Source organism: Phaeocystidibacter luteus (assembly GCF_008933115.1).
Classification (GTDB): Bacteria; Bacteroidota; Bacteroidia; order Flavobacteriales; family Schleiferiaceae; genus Phaeocystidibacter; species Phaeocystidibacter luteus.
The window spans coordinates 1-18025 of record NZ_WBVO01000005.1; the positions used below are offsets into that span (position 1 = coordinate 1).

Annotated in this window: 19 protein-coding genes; 6 read left to right on the forward strand and 13 right to left on the reverse strand. The window is 45.0% G+C overall.

Annotated features, from left to right (window positions below):
• Positions 1-188: 188 nt before the first annotated feature.
• Entirely contained in the window at positions 189-527 is a 339-nt protein-coding gene (locus tag F8C67_RS07390; protein WP_151667195.1) for a GIY-YIG nuclease family protein, read from the forward strand.
• Positions 528-683: 156 nt separating this feature from the next.
• Here the strand turns inward: F8C67_RS07390 and F8C67_RS07395 are convergent, their stop codons facing one another.
• The 6 genes from F8C67_RS07395 to F8C67_RS07420 form a co-directional block, all read right to left on the reverse strand.
• Positions 684-1037 carry a hypothetical protein gene (locus F8C67_RS07395; RefSeq protein ID WP_151667196.1) on the reverse strand — a complete coding sequence of 118 codons (354 nt, stop codon included), beginning with the start codon at positions 1035-1037 and terminating at the stop codon, positions 684-686.
• A 123-nt stretch (positions 1038-1160) separates the two neighbouring features.
• The gene (locus tag F8C67_RS07400) at positions 1161-1784 is read right to left on the reverse strand and encodes a hypothetical protein (protein ID WP_151667197.1); all 624 of its coding nucleotides are present in this window, start codon (positions 1782-1784) and stop codon (positions 1161-1163) included.
• A 386-nt stretch (positions 1785-2170) separates the two neighbouring features.
• On the reverse strand, positions 2171-2956 hold the full coding sequence (locus F8C67_RS07405; RefSeq protein WP_151667198.1) for a toxin-antitoxin system YwqK family antitoxin: 786 nt from the start codon (positions 2954-2956) through the stop codon (positions 2171-2173).
• 10 nt (positions 2957-2966) lie between these two features.
• Complete coding sequence (locus tag F8C67_RS07410; protein ID WP_151667199.1) at positions 2967-3503, reverse strand: hypothetical protein; 537 nt, start codon at positions 3501-3503, stop codon at positions 2967-2969.
• 188 nt (positions 3504-3691) lie between these two features.
• On the reverse strand, positions 3692-4237 hold the full coding sequence (locus F8C67_RS07415; RefSeq protein WP_151667200.1) for an RHS repeat domain-containing protein: 546 nt from the start codon (positions 4235-4237) through the stop codon (positions 3692-3694).
• Positions 4238-4687: 450 nt separating this feature from the next.
• Positions 4688-4978, reverse strand: a complete 291-nt coding sequence (locus F8C67_RS07420; protein ID WP_151667201.1) for a hypothetical protein — start codon at positions 4976-4978, stop codon at positions 4688-4690.
• A 253-nt stretch (positions 4979-5231) separates the two neighbouring features.
• Here F8C67_RS07420 and F8C67_RS07425 point away from each other — a divergent pair, with 253 nt between their 5' ends.
• The gene (locus F8C67_RS07425) at positions 5232-7178 is read left to right on the forward strand and encodes a T9SS type A sorting domain-containing protein (RefSeq protein WP_170266394.1); all 1947 of its coding nucleotides are present in this window, start codon (positions 5232-5234) and stop codon (positions 7176-7178) included.
• Between the two features lie 9 nt (positions 7179-7187).
• Positions 7188-7577 carry an acyl-CoA thioesterase gene (locus F8C67_RS07430; protein ID WP_151667203.1) on the forward strand — a complete coding sequence of 130 codons (390 nt, stop codon included), beginning with the start codon at positions 7188-7190 and terminating at the stop codon, positions 7575-7577.
• Between the two features lie 121 nt (positions 7578-7698).
• Here the strand turns inward: F8C67_RS07430 and F8C67_RS07435 are convergent, their stop codons facing one another.
• Genes F8C67_RS07435 through F8C67_RS07445 form a run of 3 tightly spaced genes read right to left on the reverse strand, consistent with a single transcriptional unit; the run spans position 7699 to position 9637 of the window.
• Positions 7699-8148 (reverse strand): cold-shock protein, encoded by a 450-nt coding sequence (locus tag F8C67_RS07435; protein WP_151667204.1) that lies wholly within the window; start codon positions 8146-8148, stop codon positions 7699-7701.
• A 21-nt stretch (positions 8149-8169) separates the two neighbouring features.
• Positions 8170-9360, reverse strand: a complete 1191-nt coding sequence (locus tag F8C67_RS07440) for a DEAD/DEAH box helicase (protein ID WP_151667205.1) — start codon at positions 9358-9360, stop codon at positions 8170-8172.
• Entirely contained in the window at positions 9353-9637 is a 285-nt protein-coding gene (locus F8C67_RS07445; RefSeq protein WP_151667206.1) for a hypothetical protein, read from the reverse strand. Before F8C67_RS07445 ends, F8C67_RS07440 begins: the two co-directional genes overlap by 8 nt.
• 773 nt (positions 9638-10410) lie before the next feature.
• Here F8C67_RS07445 and F8C67_RS07450 point away from each other — a divergent pair.
• Complete coding sequence (locus F8C67_RS07450; protein WP_151667207.1) at positions 10411-11460, forward strand: endo-1,4-beta-xylanase; 1050 nt, start codon at positions 10411-10413, stop codon at positions 11458-11460.
• A 1-nt stretch (position 11461) separates the two neighbouring features.
• Entirely contained in the window at positions 11462-11902 is a 441-nt protein-coding gene (locus F8C67_RS07455) for a hypothetical protein (protein ID WP_151667208.1), read from the forward strand.
• Positions 11903-11904: 2 nt separating this feature from the next.
• Here F8C67_RS07455 and F8C67_RS07460 read toward each other — a convergent pair whose 3' ends face one another.
• A complete protein-coding gene (locus tag F8C67_RS07460) occupies positions 11905-12603 on the reverse strand; it encodes a carbon-nitrogen hydrolase family protein (RefSeq protein ID WP_151667209.1) in 699 nt (232 codons plus the stop codon).
• A gap of 104 nt (positions 12604-12707) precedes the next feature.
• Here F8C67_RS07460 and F8C67_RS07465 point away from each other — a divergent pair, with 104 nt between their 5' ends.
• Positions 12708-13556 (forward strand): class I SAM-dependent methyltransferase, encoded by an 849-nt coding sequence (locus tag F8C67_RS07465; protein WP_151667210.1) that lies wholly within the window; start codon positions 12708-12710, stop codon positions 13554-13556.
• Positions 13557-13597: 41 nt separating this feature from the next.
• On the opposite strand, the gene F8C67_RS07470 is transcribed toward F8C67_RS07465, so the two are convergent.
• From F8C67_RS07470 to F8C67_RS07480, 3 genes are all read right to left on the reverse strand, one after another.
• Positions 13598-14530, reverse strand: a complete 933-nt coding sequence (locus F8C67_RS07470) for a hypothetical protein (RefSeq protein ID WP_151667211.1) — start codon at positions 14528-14530, stop codon at positions 13598-13600.
• 15 nt (positions 14531-14545) lie between these two features.
• Complete coding sequence (locus tag F8C67_RS07475; protein WP_151667212.1) at positions 14546-15676, reverse strand: DUF6588 family protein; 1131 nt, start codon at positions 15674-15676, stop codon at positions 14546-14548.
• Positions 15677-15892: 216 nt separating this feature from the next.
• Positions 15893-17983, reverse strand: a complete 2091-nt coding sequence (locus F8C67_RS07480; RefSeq protein WP_151667213.1) for a M48 family metallopeptidase — start codon at positions 17981-17983, stop codon at positions 15893-15895.
• Positions 17984-18025: the final 42 nt, after the last annotated feature.

Consider the following 18025-nt stretch of genomic DNA (forward strand, 5'->3'; position numbering starts at 1 on the left):
TATACCCTTAGCTCAATTCCCCGCATAGGCGGGACAGGGGTTAGAGTCCCGCAAGTGCGGGATTAATCGGAAGATCACCCGACGCGAAGCTATCCAGAAGGAGGAGCAACAAAAGCTTGTCGAATGCCGGGCTTTTTGCATTTCACCTGGTGAGATTCCACCTTAAGCACTTTTCCCTTCATACATTCATGGAAAACCAAACCATGTATTACATCTACATTCTTTACTCTCAATCTTCCGACAAGTACTATGTTGGCTACACGCACAATTATCAGCAGCGGTTACACCAGCACAACAACTCTGAAAGGACGACCTACACGTCCAAACATCGACCATGGATTTTAGCGGTTGTTTTTGAGTGCTCAGAAGACCGGAATGAAGCCGTTCGGATTGAACGCTGGATAAAGCGACAGAAAAACAGATCGCTTATTGAGAAGATGATTCAAGGTGTAGAGTTGACAGGTGTTTTAGCTGGGTTAGTTAGAGTCAGCGTGCCTGTCCCAACTGCACAGAGGTGGTCCGTGTAAAACCGGGAAGAGTCCCGTACGCACGGGATTGGTTCGAGCCCTCGTTGAACTTGCAAAATCCCGATACGGAGCTATTGGGAACTACTAGAAAACACATGCATACCCAAGAAAGTGGGTTCCTACAGTTAGTTCGGATCTCATTACTCTCTCCCTTCACTATTCTCTCGCCCTGAAAGTCCAACTCAGATTCTCGCAGTTATGCTCAAAATACCACGCGAGCCATTTTCTTTTCTCTGACAAAAAGATATTCATGTTTGGATACTCGATCGAATAGTTCATTACTACACCTATATCAACATCCGTGTACACTGAAAGCGAATCTAGAGACTCCAAAAACTCAACACTGCTAATTTTTTGCCCTCTTGAATTTGCCACTCCTAAAGTGTAGGACTCTACATTATCAATATTATTGAAAAAATGAACCCTGAACTCCTCATTCTCAACACATCCCATTTCACTATCAGGCAGCAAAAAATTGCTGCTTATCAAGAGAAGTACTTCAATTATCATGTTTTGTCTTTCAAAATATTTTCACCGATTAGTTGTAATCTCTCCAGCTCGACTATAGCCATTTATTTATGCTGGAAGTAGAAGGATGGGCTTGAAGCCTTCAATTTTGGAGAAGCCGACCTATCAATCAACAGCAAATGTCCTACTCAACACCTTCCCATTATACTTCCAAGAGAGATACAGGCCATCAGAATTAAAATATGCCGTATCAATAGCTAATTTCATTGGCCTATGATTAATATCAAATTCGACATCTATCACATCCTCACTTCCATCTTTCAGATCTAATACGTCGGCTAGCTGATCAGCAGATTCACCTTGATATACTAAACGTTCTTGCTTTTTATCAAGTAACAGGGGAGAGTGATAGAATTGACCAGAATTGACGTTTCTATCGAATTTAACTACATAAGCATACGTACACGCCGAACCGCAGCTGCCCAAAACAATGAATGAATTTCCAATTAGTGTCCCTTCTAGTTTTTGGTGCATCAACAAGGGCAATGTATCAACACCTTCATTCACAAAACTTCCTGCTAATCCCCAAAGTAAAGTAGTCACGAGCTTAGAAGAATCCGATTTAGTCAAAACCAATGTATCATTTTGGTTATAGATAGTATCAAAATATTCACTTCCTCCAATTTGAGATTGTCCTCGCGGAGTGTCTCCATCCCTATTTTGAGTCCCACTACTGCTACATCCGATTACTTCAAAAAGCACTATCAATAATAAGATTGGGTATTTCATTTGCCTTCCAGTTCATCTGATAAACTGAAATCAGAAAAGTATCCAATATTCCATCCACCTTGAGCGGATAATATGATTGATGACATAAAGAATAAAACAAGACATGCTCTATTCATAACTCTAAGGTTCAAATATTAATGCATTCATTTCATGCCAAACTTGCCTTTCTTGATGACCTGTGTATTGATGTCCTTATCTCGCCTTTGAGCTTCTGTCCTCACACGCACCCTCTCCGTTTAAAGTTCTAAGCTAGAAGAATGACCTATCAATCACTAGTTGAGTCTGAATTGTACTGACGGGTTACATGGAAATGATCAAACTCTAACTTATTTTTAGAATCGTTGTGTCCGAGTTCTTTGAAGACGTACATGCTAAATCAATACGAACTATTCATCTTTCCAACTATGCTCTTCTGGGGGTCGAGTGGAATAGTCGACTGTTTTAAGTAAGTTAGAATCTTTGGTATAGTGGTACCAAATTCCAATTCGAGATTGTTCATTTCCACTGTCAAACTGACCCTTCACAGCTAATACGCCGTTCTTGTGATAGCGACGGTACTCTCCAGCGTAATTAAATACGTTTCTGACTTGATAGGCCTCCTTGAGAGTGCCATCAGAGTAATATGTATATACCCAATGAATACTATCTCCATAAACCGTGTCATTTCTTATGACAAGTCCATCCTTGGACCATTCTCGGAAAGAAACGATGCTCTCCTGGTCTATCATTCCAGTTATGTCTAACTGTTGATTAGTAACGATCTGGGATTCAGGCCATCCGTTTACATGAAGGTTATATGACCAAGAGCTGTCATTTCTCTGGATATCGTATCCTAAAATCCTCGCATCTTCAGTAATCTGAATAATCACACGCTCATCCAGCTCATTCACATACTCTATTCTCATCGGAATTTGCATGGAGCAATTCCATTGAAGCTCCCTTTTAAATCGTACAGGATTCCTCTGAAAAACAAGTTCTGAGTATTCATTCAACCCTGGATCATATAAATCCAGAACTATTGAATCTTCTTCGGTGAGACGATAGTAAGTCTTATCACTGCCCTTTAATGGTGTCCAATTTGATTCTCTAAATTGCTCGCAAACATTTGAACTCTGAGCACTGAGTACATTGATCATCAGCATAAACACCACGAGAATTGCACACTTATTCATAATAGATAAATTAGTTCTGACCTCTGTCTATAAACCTCCAACTTTCCTGTTGCTCAAATTTAAAAGGTTCATCAACATCATTAACAGGTGTAATATTCATTTCTGGCACTTCAATTGCCGGCACAAGTACTCGAATCCTATTTCTGAAAACGGTAATAATATCCAGAGTCCAGTTCCCATTGTTAAGAATTGTAGTCTGAAAAAATACACCAGCGATTGTCGCATTATTCCGAAAAGTTCTCATATTAAAATTGTCTGTAACACTCCCATCTTGGGCACTACTGTAAAGCCAAGTAATACTTTGAATTTGAATATTTCCCCTCGACCTAATAGTCGCTGTTTGATTGAAAGTTGAATTGGTGCCGCCGCGCACCGGGGTTGTCATTATATCGGAAGTGGGCCGCGTACTATTCACACGAGTTGGACCTAACCATGTTTGTTGTGAAGCCGATACTCGTGTAGCACTAGTCGTTGTTCCGGTTTCAACCTCGTCAATTTCAACATTTACAATTACGTCTTCTGTAATTCTCTTAATTCTAGTTCGCATATAGTGCCCGCCCCCAGGTTGCGTTGCATCCCGCTTAAACCAATAATAATATCCCTCTTCACCGCCAGGGCGATCCCACTATCGATAGTCATTATGCTCAATACGGTTCTTTTGACCCATAATTATCCTCCTTCCGTTAGGGTTGTCGAGCCTCTCATGATGATAGTTTCCAGTAGCCAGTGTGCTATTCACTCCATGTTCTGGAAAGTTATATTCATTGTCATCCCACCATATTTCTGGAGCCCCCCCCCTTCTGGACCAGATTCCCTGCTCAAATCACTCAACCCCGTAGGATCCACAAACATCACCGGATTGTTCCTCACGTAGTTATATGGCGTTAACCATTCACGTAGGTGGGAAAGTGGATCCGCTGACAACCACATACTCGCCTTCGGATCGTAGAAGCGCGCTCCCATGTACACGAGGCCTGTTTCCGGGTCGTGTTCTGCGGCCGTAAACTTGTACGGGTTACTATACCCATCGTTGTTTTGATGCTGAGCGACCACCATTTCACCAAACGGCAAGTAGAAGTAATGCTCGTATGGCATGCCTAAGAGGTCGGTCACGAACTCCGTACTGCCCAAGTGATCTGCATGATACCAAAAGATGTTCGGGAATAATTCACATCCCGCGCTAAGAGGTTCATTCTCATACTGTTCATCAATACAACGACAGAACTCTGAATTAAAGAAGGTTCTACCTGATGGCAAGCAAGCGTGTCGTTCCGTTGACACTTCATGCACGCATCTTGTGTGGAAAGGCTCCCTAAGACCGTCTGGAATCCCGATTTAACTCAGACTTCCTCTTCACTCCTAGATCTTGGCAACTTCAGAGTCCTACCTTAAATCAATAGTTATGACTAACAATTTACTGAGTTGTGTCCGGATTGTGATGATGGGTTACAAACTCACCCTCGGCCAACACTTGGTATAGACTATCCAGCTCCGTGCTCTGACCTAAAGCAGGAGAAGGGTTGAAACTGCACAGCAGCACAAGCGGGAACGCTAAGGTCCAGAATATCGCAGAGGACCTCATTGGCAAGAGTGATTAGTAGTAGACACAAGGTACATAATTGTACCCACCCAAAATTATGGCCTACAGCAACACAATGTGTTGATTGAGCGTGGACAAAGCGTGGACAAGCTCAAAAATAAATCACCCCGCGATAGGTCAGCTTTCAGGGTTTAAGCGGAAATTACAGGTGTCTTTACCGACATCTGCACCGAGCAACGTATGCCAAAATCAGCCTCTTCGCCATCGTACTCATCGAGCATGAGTTCTAGGGTGCGCAGCTCCGACTTCAATTCACGAATACGTGTTTCGAGGTGATGCGTTTTCTGTTCAGAACCCGTCTCGAGCGTGGAAATCTTTTCATTCAAGAATCGGATTTTTTCAGATACGAGGGCCATCAATAACTCGGAAGCGTCCTCAGAGCTGTAGGTACTGTCGATCAGTCGAAATTGATAATTCTTCATGGGTATGGGTTCTTAAGTGAAAAAACGACTGTTGATTTAGGATTGGAAATGGAGACATTCTCATTTTCAACACCTTAACAACACGACAAAGTAACGGGATGTGATTGATATAATTTTATTTATAGTTTTAATACAATGCATATAAATAGATATATGATTGATGCTATTGGGTGTGTTCAGTATGCTATCGCTCGGCAGGCATCAGTTGGGTGATAGTTCCTATCTTCACCGAATAAGTATTCAGTCTTTCACTATGCGAATATTCTCTCTCTTTATACTTGCCATCGCATCTTCTTTTTCATTGCGCGCACAAAACCCTGCTTGGCAAACTGAACGAATACAAGCGCCAAACCCTGTTTTCTCGGAAGGGTATGGTGTCTCGATGGCCACCGATGGCAAATACTTGGTTGTTGGATCGCCAATGACCACGTTCAATGGAGGTTCATCTAATTCCATACAACGCACTGGCTCTGTCTTTATTTACGAGAGAGTTGGCTCTAGCTGGGTATATACTGCAGAGTTATTTGCCACCCTCAAGGGGGTGCATGACAGATTTGGCTATTCGGTGGCGATTGACAACGGTATAATCGCGGTCGGCGCCTACTTACAAGATGAAAATGCAACAGGTGGAGCACGAGTGATTTCGTCCGGTTCAGTTCATATTTTCGTGCGTGATTCATCTGGTGCTTGGATTGAAACCCAGGTTGTTCAGCCCAACGCTCGTAACGTTTCTGACGAATTCGGTAGATCCGTTGATTTGAGCGATGGTCAACTCGTAGTAGGAGCCCTAACAAGCCTTGATCTGAACGGGCAAAACCTTCTCAACAATGCGGGTTCGGCATATATCTTCGAGCTTGATACTATTTCTGGCCTATTTGTGGAGAAGCAAATCTTGAACCCTTCAGTGCGCAAAGAAACGGCCTTGTTCGGTTGGAGCGTTAGCATTGAAAAAGGTCATATTATCGTTGGGGCACCAAATGAATCTATTCCTGCTTTAAATCTCCAGAATGTGGGAGCGGCATATTTGTTCTCTGAAAACCGCTTTGGCGAATATGTTGAGGTACTTCGTGTTACCGATGCAAATCCAAACAATGGAGAGTTTTTAGGTGAATCTGTAGCTATAACTGGCAGGTTCATGGCTATAGGTCATTCAAGAGAAACGCTCGATTCTTTGGGGCAGAACCCACTTGGCGGTGCAGGTGCCGTTCACGTTTATGAACGGGCACCAAACGGCACATGGAACTTTTTACAGAAACTTACTCCAGCAGACCGTCAAAATGGAGATACTTTTGGTAGGTCGGTTGCCATTTCAGATAATTTCATGGTTGTGGGAGCGATATATGAGGACCATGACACTTCTGGGCTAAATCACATAAACAACTCTGGTTCAACATACTTATATCGACGTAACAATTCTGGACGATGGTCTCTAATCCAGAAACTCACAGCTGGCGCAAATCGTCAGCAATCTTCCCTATTCGGACAATCGGTCGCAATCTATGACTCACTCATAACTAGCTCGACTCAGGAAGACCATTCTGGAGTTCAAGGTGCAGGAGCTGTTTATTCCTTTTCAAAATGCTCAAGCCTGACGTACGATTCGGTATCAGCTTGTGGGCCTTATACCTGGATTGATGGCGTCACCTATTTTGAGAGCAATCCGCAAGCCACGGTCATTGTCTCATCTTCCTCAGGATGTGATTCCGTAGTGAGGCTCGTTTTCCAACAGCTATCAGACACTGCCGTTCTTGTTACTGACCCCAGCTTAATGGCCCTCGACTCCTCGGCTTCATCTTACCAATGGTTGGCGTGCGATAGTGGGTTTGCAACAATCCCGGGCGCCAACCAAAGCGTATTTACTCCAGTCGCGAATGGTTCATATGCCCTAGCGATAACGACCAATGGCTGCACGGATACCTCAGAGTGTTTTGAAGTCCAAACGGTATCCATTCGCGAAGAACAGCCCAACACTTTCATATATCCAAATCCATCTAGCGGCAAAATAAATCTCGCTCCATCCCTCCAAATTGAGAGCGTAACCATAATTGACATGTCGGGCAGAGTGGTTATACCAGCTCATAAACCAAATGGATCAGTTCTCAATCTGAGTCATTTAGCTGAAGGAGTGTATTTCGTGATAATTCAGGAACAAAACGGAAACTACTTTGTAGAAAACGTGTCAATATCAAAGACCAATTGATTATCAAATATGTCAACACGAGAAGCCAAAATCGCCCAATCGGAAACCAGAATTTTTAAAGCCGTATTTCCGAATACGACCAACCATTACGACACGCTCTTTGGAGGGACTGCTATGCAGCTGATGGACGAGGTGGCCTTCATCACAGCCACGCGATTTAGCCGTCAGCGTATGGTTACAGTAAGCAGCGATCGAATAGATTTCACCAAGCCAATTCCGGCAGCAACGATCGTTGAGCTCGTGGGCAAAGTGACATACTTGGGCAATACAAGCTTGAAGGTGAGGGTGGACATCTTCGTGGAGCAGATGTACTCCGACGAACGAGAGAAGGCGGTGAGTGGTGAGTTCACATTTGTGGCCTTGGACGAGAATAAGAAGCCGGTGAGGATACTGGAGTGAGATATGGCAGGGGAGTTGTACCTAGACAGCTCCCACTACCTCACTCTCAAGTTTTATCAGTTTTTCAGCTGATTGGTGCAGAAACAGTTAGAAGTGTTTTCGCACTATAAAAGGTGTCGGCCTATCGCTTCACAGCAACATTTACGGCCGTTGGACCCTTAGGTCCCTTTTCGATTTCGAAAGTCACAAGGTTCCCCTCAATGATGGTTTCTGTGGTGTTGTTCACGTGAACGAAGATGCTTTCCTGACTCACTTTGTCCTTGATGAAACCATATCCTTTGCCATCGTTGAAGAATGTTACAACGCCTGAACGCTCCGTTGCCAATTCCTCTTCATCCATGCGGTCTTCCTTCTTTGGAGTTCCAATGATGATGTCCTCGGCCTTTGTTTTTTCCGCTGGTGGCGGTGGAGTGTCAGAGAAGTTTCCAAACTTATCTACGTACGTGAAGTTGTCGCCAGTGCTATCGCTATTCGCTTGTCTTTCTGCTTTGCGTTTAGCCTTAGCCTCCTTCTTTTGCAACTTCTTCTTCTCTCTTTCTTTCTTGTTATAGGTTTCCTGTGATCTTCCCATAAATTACTTTCAATGCTGGTTTTAATTAATAAAAGTATAAGCCTTACCATTTTTACCGGCTCTACCTGTTCTTCCGATTCTGTGAATGTAACTGTCGATACTAGCGGGCAGTTGGTAGTTGATGACGTGCGTTACATCAGACACGTCAAGCCCCCTTGCCGCTACATCGGTAGCTACCAAAATTTGTATCCCGCCTTTGCTAAATTTCTTCAGCGCGTTTTGGCGGTAGTTCTGTGACTTGTTTCCGTGAATCTCATCAGATGAAAATCCGGATTGAGTGAGTTTCTTGTTTACTCTGCTCACCCATCGTTTTGTTTCGGCAAAGACGAGCACCTTATCAAACCCTGGCTGGGCCAAGAGTTCTTTCAGCATACCAAACTTGTCTTGGCCCTCAGCCACCTTGATGATTTCTTGATCAATGTGCTTACCGGTGGTTTCGCCATTGCTCACCTTCACCTCAATTGGATTTCTAAGCAATTGATCAATTAAGCCCTTTTGCTTGTGGTCAACTGTAGCCGAAAACAACAAGGTCTGCTTTCTTTTCTGCATAGACACTGTAATGCGCTGCACATCTTTATTGAATCCCATGTCGAGCATGCGGTCAAACTCATCGAGAATCAAAATATCAAAGTCGCTAAATCGAAGTGCCTTGCGCTGACTCAAATCCAAAAGTCGGCCCGGCGTACCAATCACCACATGACTGCTTCTTCTGAGTGTTTGGAGATCGCGGTTGATATTCGTTCCGCCAATGAAGCACTGGCTGTAAAGTCTAAGTCCGGCAGTCAAGCTCTTAAACTCCTCATCAATTTGAACGGCTAGCTCTCTGGTTGGGGCTAAAACGAGGACTTGAAACTTCTCCTTTCCGGAGAGCAATCGGTTGATTAGTGGAATCAAAAAGGCGCCAGTCTTACCCGTGCCGGTTTGCGCCACTCCCATGAGGTCACGTCCTTTGAGCAACGGCTCAATGGTTTTATCTTGAATCTCGGTAGGCTTCTCAAATCCTTTCTTTGCGATAGCTCGCAATAGGCGTCCATCTAAAGGCATTTCCGCGAAGCTTCGGCCTGATTCGTATACCTTGGCCTCGGGTCGCTCTGTGGCCTTCTGTGTAAGCTGATTTACATTAATCGAGCTCTTCTTCCCCTTTGAGGGTCTCTGTTGTTTTGTATTTCTCGATCTGCTTTTAACGGCAGGTCGTTTAGTATTTCTAGTCATAATAGATTCTACGTTGAAGCGCCATAAAAAATGAAACAGGCGCAAGTGCTTCTGCAGACATCCGCTTTCTGCTGACCTCAGGAATCAAATTGAATTGAGTTCCGAATGTGAGAGGTGTAAATGGTTGTTGATTTGCAGCGCTCCATTCTGGGGCTGCTGGCAGATGTGATTCCTTGATGTTAAAGACAATATTCCAGCTAAATAAACTTCGATACTTAGCTAAATCTGTGCGAAGGGAATGATGCTTAACAATAATCCCGCTAAGGATGGAAGCCACAAAGGTAGGCTTATTTATTGGAAGGAGAATTAAAAACGCCTGATTTATAATAGCTTACCGATAACGGACTCGGTTTCAGAGGCGAAGATTTAGGCAATCCCACGTTCGAGATCTGGAGTCAACATGAGAATCTAGAGAATTGGGAATTGGAGGTTCCGACTGCAAGGAGGAATCCAGAGAGGCGAAGCAGATTCGGGACAGGGTTGGAGGGCAAGAGGGTTAGAGGGTTGGATGGTCGGACTAGTGGACTGATGTGCTGACTGCAAGGAGGAATCCCGAGAGGCGAAGCTGATTCGGGAGAGGCAGGGGCTCGGGTTGAGGTGATTGATTAGGAGTTTTGGTTGGGGGAGCTTGGTTGGGGGAGCTTGGCTAAGGGGGTCTTCGATTGGCGTGACTTCGATTGGCGTGGCTTCGCTATTGATGTCTTGGTTTGATTGTTTTGTTTTGGATGAGGCGCTCGCCCCCTGGGGACAGCGCCCGCTGCCCCACCATCAAGTTCCGATAATTCCACCACCCGAGTCGTGAGTTAAACGTTTACTTACGTTTTCAAACGGGTTCCCAAAATGAGCGTCTGAGATTTAAAAATTCCATGTCAATTTCACGAACTTGAGACCGGGGAGAGGGGTAACGCCCCTTAGGAGAGAGAGACGGCCCGTTTACCGCGAACCCCATCCATCCTACACCTCCTTCCAACGCCCTCCAACGCCTCCTCCACCGCCCCCTTCAATTTCAAGACAAAGAATAAGCTTAACTTCAATGCACAGCTACACTCGATGTCACTCAAAAAACTCATACTCCTTCCCGCTTCCCTTTTAGCGCTTGCATGCTCCAAAGGAAACGTCGAACCATGCGACCTCTCCAGTGGTCGGCTTTATCAAAAAGTGAATTTCCCCGTCGGCGTTGCTGTCGAACCTGAAGCACTCTACAACCTCCCTCCCTATTCCAACATCGTCCAGGGTCAATACAACAGCATCACTGCCGAAACCATCATGAAGCCCGAGCACCTGCACCCCTTTGAAGGAGTCTACTTCTGGGGAGAGGCCGATAGCCTCGCACGATATTGCGAAGCGAACAACAAACGCCTCCACGGGCACACCCTCATTTGGCATCAACAGCTTCCACAATGGATCATCAATTTTGAAGGTGATCGTGCCGCCTGGGATGCGCTCTTAAAAGACCATGTTCAAACCATTGTCACCCATTTTCGGGGTCAAGTATCGGGTTGGGACGTCGTAAATGAGGCGTTCAACGACGACGGAACCATGCGAAGCACCGTTTGGCATGAGCATCTCGGATCGTCCTACATCGAAAAGGCCTTTCGGTATGCCCGCGAAGCGGATCCCGATGCCAAACTCTTTTACAACGACTATTCCCTCGCCCTCAATCCGAAAAAGCGGCGTGCGGTAATGACGTTACTGACCGACCTTCGCGCTAAAGGCGTGCCCATCGATGGTATCGGCATGCAGGGTCATATTTTCATCGGCTTTCCGGAAGTGTCGGAATTCGTAAACACAATGAACGAAATCTGGAGGTCCGGATTCAGCGTCCACGTGTCCGAACTAGACGTTTCCATGAATCCCTTCGGACGCGAAATGCCTCAAGCATCTGAGACCGATTTAAATCGCCAGGCTAACGTGATTCTCCAGATCTTTCAAGCCTATCGACAAGTCCCATCGCAATTCCAATACGGTATTACCTTCTGGGGCGTAGGCGATGCCGATTCCTGGATTCGAAGCTACTTCGCCAGGGATGACTATCCGCTGATGTTCGACGATCAATACCGCGCGAAACCAGCCTATTGCAAACTCCTAGAACACTTGTAACATGAAGCACAAAGCTGTCCTATTCGCCGTGTCATTCCTTCTCGCTTCGCATTTCACTTTTGCGCAGGTGGCCGTAGCCTATTACCCTTTCCAATCGGAAATATCCATTAGTACAGACACCGAAAACACCGTGTGGGGAGACCTCAGAATTCAGGCGAATACCTTTTTTGCGCATATGAACTTGGAACCCTCCGTAATGGTAAACGTAAGTCGGCAAACCCATGTAAACTACTACCTGGGAGCTGGTGTTAACCTGAATTTTTTCAATCCATTGAGCGACCTTCCCCTCATCAACGGATATGCATTTGATGTTGGAGCTCGAATCAAGCCATTCACTTCCTATCCAGGCGTACAATTGATCTTTGAAATCGCCCCATACGTGAATTACGCGTTCGACAGTGGGCTGCTAAATGCGCGATTGGGGATTGGGTATCAATTCTGATACTAGAGTTCGTAAACCAATAGACCTTCCTCGTTTTCTCCCAAACTCGCCACAAGAGTCCCGTCTGCTGTCCAAACTCCAGATTGACCCGCGTTGACGAAATTATCTGCAGGTCCAACCGCATTGGCCATTAGCACAACCATGCCATACTTCACGGCAATTTCTGGGTAATGCAGATTGGCCTTCTTCACTCCTCCTGCGGGTTTAGCCACACTTGCCGTGTAAACATCTGGTGCATGCAATGCAACCTCATCCGCGTGCCTGTGCAATGTTGATTCGTAGCAAATAGCAGGCGCGAATTTGCGCTCACCTATCTTGAATACGGTTTGAGATTCACCTTTGACAAAAAAAGGAAGCTCATCGTCATGAAGGTAGCGTTTGGAATAAATCGTTGAAGGTTTTCGTTGATGGTAGACCACCATACTAATCTGAACGCCGCGACTCGTTTTCAGGGGGAGACCAACAGCAATGTTCATGTTGAATTGATCGCTGGCCTGCTGGAATACGTTGAGTTTCGAGTTTGGCAATGTAAATGCCAGCTCTCCGGCTAAAGACGGCTCGTATCCCGTAATTGATAACTCGGGAAAGACAATGAGTTTGCATCCACTTTCAGCAGCTTTGCCAATGTAATCCATGTGCTTGTTGATGTTCGCATCAACTGCTCCTGCTTCAGATTGAATTTGGGCTAAGGCAATTTTCATTGGGTTTAAGATAGTGAAGTTGAAGCCGGTTGAGCATGCGTGCGTAAGGCAATGATTTGACACTTTGCCCTATCTTCACGCAAACAAATCAACGCCCCCTTTGAATGTCGTTTTCCAACGAAGATGTCGCCGAATACTACAACGTTGCTCATACTCAATATGAATTGGGTTGGAAACTAAAGGAATCCCATTCGATGCACTATGGGTATTGGGACGAAACAACGCGAAGTTTTACTGAAGCGCTTCACAATACAACAGTCGTAATGGCTGAAAAAGGAGGCATTAAGGCGAGCCACAGAGTTCTAGACGCAGGTTGTGGCGTGGGCGGCCCCGCCATGCAAATTCACGAGATGACCAAAGCGAAGGTTACCGGAATTACCATAACAGAACGTCAGGTGCACATAGCCACAAAAGAGGCCAAGCGGCGGGGTGTTTCTGAGGAGGTCGATTTCCATGAAATGGACTTTTGTGCGACCTCTTTCGAGGATGAATCTTTCGATGTAGTGATTACATGTGAAAGCCTATGTTACACTCCCGACATGCCGACCTTCCTAAAAGAAATGAGGAGGATACTAAAGCCTGGAGGACGCGTAGTGATCTCTACCTACTTCTTGACCGACAACCCCTTAGCGCTGAACAACCCGATCATAGAAAAGTGGAAAGAAACATGGGCAATGACAACCATCGTGACGGATGGGTCATTCACGGCTGACGCTGAAGAATTGGGCTTTAAGATCATCAGCTTTGAAGATTACACGGACCAAATTATGCGAAGCGCGAAGCGCATGTACCGCGGCGGATTATTCTCTTATCCTCTGTTTGAATTGAACAACCTGCTCCACCCTAAGATGAAGCGTTTCTCGAAAATCAACCACCGAAGTGGCCTTTATCAATACCGCGGGTTGAAGAAAAACTTGTGGCGACACAAGCTTGTGGTGGTTGAGAAGAAATAAAAAATCCCGCCGAAGCGGGATTTAATTCTTTGCTAAGAATACTATTGCGGTTGAATCACAAAGTTCGCTGTTCTGCCATCATTTGTAACTGTGCCCGAAATTTCATTGAATGAAGAGTTAGTCACGATAAACTCTACGTTTGTGATACCATCAACATAACCTTCTGCATGTAAGATGATCTTGATCTCTCCTGGGTTTGAATGATTCTCGGGATTCTCTGCGGTTACCGAATATCTGAAGAAAAGTGCGCCGTAAGGACTAAACCTATTCTCGTCTTCTTGATCACAATACTTCTGACCAGGATTGTAAACCACTCTGCTATCCTTGGAGAACGTATATTTGTTGTCTGCAAAGCATTCCCAATCTGGATCAGCTGTCAAGTCTTGTCCCTGATCATCAGTCAAGCTAGTGATCAACCAAGCTTTGGCTTTAACAGAAAAGTCCTCTGAAGTGTAGCCAGGAAATTGATACGTTCCGCTGGCAAAGTCTCTCAAATCATCAAGAACAAGGTGCAAAAAGGTCGGTGGAGTGGTGCAGCCTGACACTGCTACGGAGTCATAATTTGTGGTTAGAAAGTATGTTTTCAATTCACTATCGTCCTGTTCTGGGCAACTGAGTTCTTCGTCGCTAGAAGACACATCTACTAGACCAGCTCCGGTCCTTGCATCAGACCACCCATTGAGCAATCTAACCTCTGTAGTACGTCCACCTCTCATATCAATACCAAGAGAGTCATTATCGCGGTTTGGCTGCAGCTCATGAACCTCCATTGGCGCATTCGCACCCTGAGAGTTACGGTAAAACTCATAGTCATTCGCGTATCGAGATGGATAAAGAAGGATGATTGCCTCTGGTGTACTCTTAACCCATGAGGTATACGAACCCGGACATCCCTCCTCATCACAGGAACAGTTCGTTACGAAAACGCCAAACAATGTAAATAGAGCCAAAACTCTTGTTAGTGTAATTTTCATGATTGACAGTGTATTTTAGAAATAGAAGTTGAAACCAGTTGTGATAAACTCATTTCCCGTATTGGCATACGAAAAATTGAATCTGAACCATCCCTTGCCAATGGTAGTAGAGGCTCCCCAGAACAGTTCTGTGTTCGTTCTTTCGAAGTCTGCAAAATCCTCAAGCGTAAGGTCCGTATCCGGATTAGTACCGCTTTTGTCACGTAACGTCGCTTCAATTGAGCCTACAGAATTCATGGAATAGGTGTTAGACAAATACCCACCAAAAGCAGTGATCTCAATCCATGAGAACGTCTTACTTACAAAGAGGCGCGAGCCATATGTACTCAAAGCATAATCTAGCCCCTCTAAGTCTGCATTGGCAATCACCTCGTAATCATCGCTGAAGTCTGTTGAGATTTCAGATTCAAGATCACCCACAAATGCTCCACGAACGCTTGCCGTAAGTTGGGAGTACGCTCCGTCCACGGAGATATGCCATCCACGACTGTGGAGATAAGGAATCCATGTGGTAATCTCGTGCTTCAACGATACCCCAAAGGCATAGTCGTTTGATACGGTCACCTCGTCCGTAACGGCACTAGCAACTAGTCCAAATCTTGGCATGATATACCCTCGGACTTCCGTTCCATATCCGACGCCATATCCCAAAGAAACCGCAGCGCTAGGAACCGCACCAGCAAATTGATTCAGCCCGGCTGGAGTCTCCAGAATGAACTCTACAGTCGAACCGTCTTCAGGATTTACCACCTCATCTCCCGTATTTGGATCAAGAAAGACGAATCGGATGGTCGCATCGCCTGAGTTAAAGAAGGTCGGAATTTCCGCTCCTTGAAAGCTCAGGTTATCATTGTTGAACAACGGGTGAGATGGATCATTCACCTTGTGCGTGGGCCAAACAGTGCTCAATCCCGCTAGCATACCTACACTAAATTCGCCGGTGTCCATGACCTCCGCGGTGGATTGCAGGTTGTAGAAGAAGGATTGGTTCAAGTTCTGGTTAACATCGTACGTGTATTCTTCAATAAACGAGTTGTAAAAACCAGGGAGCTCTTCAAGTTGATAGAAGATCTGTTGGAAATTTGAATGCTGCGCAGACAACGCCACGGAGCATAGCAATCCCACAGAGAGGAGTTGGGTTTTCATAGGTCTAGGTCTTTAGATACACGAATGTACATCAAGAATCCATGCTGTGCGCATTTTCCTACACGTTGGACACTCAAAATGTTGTGAACGGTAGGGAAAGTGTTGTGAATGACATAAGCCGACCCCGTTATCAAAGCATTATGTCCACTTCGGCGCTCAAGTGGCCCTCCTCTAAAACCGTGCTGAATCCAGAATTATCAACCCTAGTGAAGGCTGCTATACCGCTTCGACGCTTTGATTGGAACGCAAACGAATTTCATCCATGTAGTTCAGCAACTTTCGCTTCTTTACTTCATACAATTCGATTGAAACGGGCATGAAGTCATTTAGAATCATGTACAACCTTCTCAAGTTTTCCTCATTGTATGATCTGCCATTGAAAAACGACCATTTCTTCTCTACAAACTCATTGAAATCCTTCCAGATCTCTTCAGATATATTTGGCAATAACTCCTTCGCTTCTAACAACTTAGACACCTCTTTCTTAAACTTGAGCTCTACCGGACGGTATGCGCGAAATCCTGCCTCAATTTGATACGGCTCTAACTGCTGTGTGGAGAATTCTAGCGACTTAAACATCTTATTAGTGAGCTCCGAACTAACGTCTAGCTCATGGTTCATATTGACGACAGAATTCCACAATTCGCCAAAATGACCACTCTCCTTCATATGTTGAAGTTCCCAATTCGCGAATGACTTGTACATTCTGGATTCGTGCTCCGAAAGTTGCTCTTTGTTTCCACGAAGCTCATCGCTCAATTTTGAAGCTAACGCCGAAGCCTCCTTCCATTTGTACTTCCTGCCGTCGTACTCAAAAGTGCTGATTCCTGTTTTCGACTTATCAGATAGCTGAATAAGCAAATCTTTGTCCTGTTCCAAAAACATGGTTTCAAAGGCCAGCTTATGTATTTCTGGATTGAAAAGCTCTTTCCATTCTAAACTATCGGAAGTAGGAACTATTGTCTCGGCGTCTGGCAACCACCGAGGTTCTCGATATCCGAAATAAGCCTGAAACACCTCGGGGTATCTGGTGCTTTTAATATCACTTTGTATCCCATCTAAGTACTTTTCTGTCTCTACCTCGTCGACCTTCTCTGTCTTGTAGACATCTTCAAAAACCCTTTTTGTGAATCTCACTTCGAGCTCTTCGGGATCGCGTAGAATTACTCTTGCAATAGGAGATTCTAAGTCTTCAATGTCAGCGGCCGTTTTCTCGATATTTTCAACCCTGCTACTTAGGTCAGGATGAGTTGCCCACTGCTCACCAAATTTCAACTTAGTTCCATTGAAGACGTTCGACGCTGCGAGTGAAGGTTGCGGTAGATCTCCGACAATTTCAACATTGTTGTATTCTGCCAACAGACGCATTACGCCAAATTGAACATCGAATACATTTCGTGGGAGCTCTTTTGTTTTGTGGAAGAATTTCTGATGATGGCCAAAACACATCTGAAGTGCACTATCCGCCATAGATAATCGAACAAGTGGACGAATCATTGGCTTCGCGCCTACCAGCTTAGCTCCGATAGTATCGGCTTGAAACTCCATTTCTCGAGACAGTGCGTAGTTCCGCTTATTCATCAAATCATAAAGCGCAATTTGAGTCTTCTGTGTGAGTCCAACTATCCAAATAGCAAACATTGAAAAGAGACTACTGACAATGCTAAAGCTAGCCCAACTTGACACCGCATTTTTGAACCTTTCATTTGGCTGAAGCACTCCCACAACAATCATATTCAAGTTGTACACATAGCTACCAACTCGCATCGAGTTTTGCGAAAAGTGTCCAAACTCATGGGCTAAGATGCCCTTCAATTCATCTACAGTAACCGCTCTCAACAACGGCAGCCCAATGATGAGGTTACGCTTGGTAGGAACAAACATGCTCCAAAAGCTGGAGTTAAACATTACGGCAGCGTTCACCGCCGGTGTCAAGTATACCTTATTCGGTTTATCTGTTCCAACGGCTTCCGCCACCTCGTATATTAACTTGAACAGCTCTGGCTGTGTGTGCTCAGTAATCTCCTCTTTAATCGATTTATCCTCTTCTTTCTTTCTAAAAAATGCACCTACAAGAACACCAAGCACAATTAGGCCGACCGAGATAACCGAAACTCCAACAACCAACCCGATAATTGATGGAGCAGCCACGATAATCATTATCCCCGCATATGCCGCCCCGATTGCTAGCATCACCGCCGCCAATAATGTGAGCAAGTACACAAGTATGTAAATGGTGATACCAATGGCGGCTCTTTTCGCCTGTTTTTTAAAGTGAGGTGTTAGCTCGAGGGTAGCTGCAATCATGAGAGAGTACTGAAATAAAAACTGAATCGCTTAGCGCTTTGG

What these genes read in the sequence shown, in the direction of transcription:
- F8C67_RS07420 (WP_151667201.1), bottom strand. Translation starts at nt 4,978, where the DNA reads ATGAAGAATTATCAATTTCGACTGATCGACAGTACCTACAGCTCTGAG.
- F8C67_RS07425 (WP_170266394.1), top strand. Translation starts at nt 5,232, where the DNA reads ATGCGAATATTCTCTCTCTTTATACTTGCCATCGCATCTTCTTTTTCA.
- F8C67_RS07470 (WP_151667211.1), bottom strand. Translation starts at nt 14,530, where the DNA reads ATGAAAATTACACTAACAAGAGTTTTGGCTCTATTTACATTGTTTGGC.
- F8C67_RS07465 (WP_151667210.1), top strand. Translation starts at nt 12,708, where the DNA reads ATGTCGTTTTCCAACGAAGATGTCGCCGAATACTACAACGTTGCTCAT.
- F8C67_RS07390 (WP_151667195.1), top strand. Translation starts at nt 189, where the DNA reads ATGGAAAACCAAACCATGTATTACATCTACATTCTTTACTCTCAATCT.
- F8C67_RS07405 (WP_151667198.1), bottom strand. Translation starts at nt 2,956, where the DNA reads ATGAATAAGTGTGCAATTCTCGTGGTGTTTATGCTGATGATCAATGTA.
- F8C67_RS07440 (WP_151667205.1), bottom strand. Translation starts at nt 9,360, where the DNA reads ATGACTAGAAATACTAAACGACCTGCCGTTAAAAGCAGATCGAGAAAT.
- F8C67_RS07435 (WP_151667204.1), bottom strand. Translation starts at nt 8,148, where the DNA reads ATGGGAAGATCACAGGAAACCTATAACAAGAAAGAAAGAGAGAAGAAG.
- F8C67_RS07400 (WP_151667197.1), bottom strand. Translation starts at nt 1,784, where the DNA reads ATGAAATACCCAATCTTATTATTGATAGTGCTTTTTGAAGTAATCGGA.
- F8C67_RS07430 (WP_151667203.1), top strand. Translation starts at nt 7,188, where the DNA reads ATGTCAACACGAGAAGCCAAAATCGCCCAATCGGAAACCAGAATTTTT.
- F8C67_RS07395 (WP_151667196.1), bottom strand. Translation starts at nt 1,037, where the DNA reads ATGATAATTGAAGTACTTCTCTTGATAAGCAGCAATTTTTTGCTGCCT.
- F8C67_RS07460 (WP_151667209.1), bottom strand. Translation starts at nt 12,603, where the DNA reads ATGAAAATTGCCTTAGCCCAAATTCAATCTGAAGCAGGAGCAGTTGAT.
- F8C67_RS07450 (WP_151667207.1), top strand. Translation starts at nt 10,411, where the DNA reads ATGTCACTCAAAAAACTCATACTCCTTCCCGCTTCCCTTTTAGCGCTT.
- F8C67_RS07475 (WP_151667212.1), bottom strand. Translation starts at nt 15,676, where the DNA reads ATGAAAACCCAACTCCTCTCTGTGGGATTGCTATGCTCCGTGGCGTTG.
- F8C67_RS07410 (WP_151667199.1), bottom strand. Translation starts at nt 3,503, where the DNA reads ATGCGAACTAGAATTAAGAGAATTACAGAAGACGTAATTGTAAATGTT.
- F8C67_RS07480 (WP_151667213.1), bottom strand. Translation starts at nt 17,983, where the DNA reads ATGATTGCAGCTACCCTCGAGCTAACACCTCACTTTAAAAAACAGGCG.
- F8C67_RS07455 (WP_151667208.1), top strand. Translation starts at nt 11,462, where the DNA reads ATGAAGCACAAAGCTGTCCTATTCGCCGTGTCATTCCTTCTCGCTTCG.